Consider the following 2557-nt stretch of genomic DNA (forward strand, 5'->3'; position numbering starts at 1 on the left):
GAGTACGACAACGAAGGCAGGACGGTGTTCTCCTCCTATCCTGCAGCAACAGCCAATAGTGATCGTGGCACTTGGACCGTCTATGACGCACTAGGTCGCACCACCTCTGTTACTCAGAACTCCGAGTTGGGTGACCTCACCACGTCACTCAGTTATCAACGAGACGCGTCAGGCGTGTTCACCCTTGCTCGCAATCCCAGGGGGGCCGAGATCCGGACCTGGTATCGCATGCTGGATCAGCCCTCCTTCGATAGTCCTACGCGGATCCTTCAACCGGAAGGAGGGCTGACAGTCATTGATCGCGACGCCTTCGCAAAGCCGCTGAGCATTCGCCGCGGCAGCGCAGATGGCAGCCTGGAGGTTACGCGAGCCTATTCCTATAACGCGGCCCAAGAGCTGTGTCGGACAGTAGAGCCTGAGACAGGAGCTACGCTCGTCGGTTACGACGGAGCTGGTAACGTTGCCTGGTCTGCGTCCGGCCTCGCGAGTAGTACCGGCTGCGAGCCAGACGGCAGCTCGGCGTCGGTAGCTCCGCGACGCGTCTCCAGATCGTACGATGCCCGAAATCGCCTGCTCGCCTTGTCGTTTCCGGACAGCAATGGTGACCAGATCTGGAGCTACACCGCCGACGGCAAGGTCGCCCAAGTCACCACGCGCAATGATGCTGGTAGTAGCCAGGTGGTGAATACCTACAGCTACAACAGGCGTCGCCTCGTTACCGGAGAATCGATCGAACAGACGGGAATGCCTGCACGGTCGGTTGGGTACGTCTACGACCCACACGCTTCCTTGGCCGGTGTTCATTATCCAAGCGGGCTTAGCGTTGAATACGCTCCCAATGCGCTGGGTCAGCCAACACGCGCGGGCGCCTTTGTATCCAGCGTCACGTACTTCCCTAATGGTGGCATGAGCCGGTTTGTGTACGGCAACGGGATAGTGCACACAATGCAACAGAACGGGAGACAGCTTCCAGCCAGTGTTTCCGACGCAGGGGTTCTCAATAACACTTATGGCTACGATGCTGCAGGCAACGTAGCGCAGATCACCGATGGATTGAACGCAGCGCGCACTCGCTCGATGACGTATGACTCGCAGGATCGCCTGCTGTCCACCCATTCAACCGCCTTCGGTGGCAATGGGCAGCTTACTTATAGCTACGACGCCTTGGACAACATCCGTGCGGTCAGACTTGAAGGCCTTAAGGATCTTTCCTACTGGTATGACGGCAACAATCGCCTGACCAACATCATCAACAGTAGCGGCTCGACGGTAGTGGGGCTCGCCTTCGACGTGCAGGGAAATCTTTCTGTCAAGAACGGTCAAGGATTTCAGTTCGACTACGGCAACCGACTTCGCACAGCAGTGGGGAAGGAAAGCTATCGATATGACGGTAGCGGACGAAGAGTCCTGTCCTCGGCTGACTCTGGCACTATCGCATCCTTCTACGGAAATGACGGGGTGCTTCGTCGACAAGACAATGATCGCACCGCCAGTAGCGTGGAGTACGTCTACCTAAATGGAAGTCTGGTCGCGAAGGCCACAACATCGACGGCACCCGCGACCCCGGTGGTCAGTGCGCCTGCTCAGAGCTCCAGCGGCAACTACACGGTCTCCTGGTCAGAGGTGGCCCAAGCCAGCCGGTACGATCTGCAAGAGCAAGCGGGCGCCGGCGCGTGGTCCAACATCTATTCCGGGCCTGACAGGACGAGAGAAGTGACCGGCAGGGCTGGCGGGTCTTACGGCTACCGTGTGCGAGCCTGTCGCGCTACGGCCTGTGGCGGCTGGAGTGCCACTGCTATCACTTCGGTCCAGTCGCTCCCTTCAGCTGGGCCCTCCGTAAACGCGCCTGGGCTCTCAATAGACGGCAACTACAGCGTCTCGTGGCCAGCAGTGGCCGGCGCCCAGACTTATAGGTTGGAGGAGTCCACAACAGGAAGTGGATGGGCCGAAATCCAGAATGACGCCATCCTCTCTCGCTCCTTTGCCGGCAAGCCCAACGGCACATTTGCCTACCGCGCACGTGCCTGCAATGCCGCCGGCTGCGGTGAGTACGGTGCAACGGCGTCGGTGCAGGTGCTGCGCGTCCCAGAATCACCCGCTGGATTGAGTGCTCCCGCACTGTCTGCGAACGGTGCCTACACCGTCTCCTGGTCTTCAGTATCCGGCTCGAGCGTCTACCACTTGGAAGAAAGCAGCGGTGGCTCCGCCTGGATCGTGGCAGCAACAGGCGCAGCGACAGCGAAAGAATTCTCACAGAAGCCAGACGGAAGCTACGCCTACCGCGTGTCCGCTTGCAACAGCAGCGGGTGCGGGCCGAGTACTGGCCCCGCGACTGTGCGGGTCGTTCGTGCTCCGACAGGCAGCTCCAATCTGTCCGGCCCGACTCTATCCAATGATGGAAGTGTCGCTCTGAACTGGTCGCCGGTTCCCCTTGCGACGACATACCGGCTCTTCGAAAGCGTATCCGGCGGTGGGTGGAATGCCATCCTCAATAGCGGCAGCACCAGCGCGACATTGACTGGGCGCGCAAATGGAAGCCTCAGCTACAGCATTGCAG

The 2557-nt window shown here is 59.8% G+C and carries 1 pseudogene; it reads left to right on the forward strand.

Annotation, left to right across the window (positions count from 1 at the left end):
* Positions 1–174: 174 nt before the first annotated feature.
* Positions 175–2557, forward strand: a pseudogene (locus AC1DJN_RS21510) (RHS repeat protein); the annotation flags it as partial.

The sequence above is a fragment of the Stenotrophomonas sp. 05L414_2 genome, assembly GCF_056397905.1.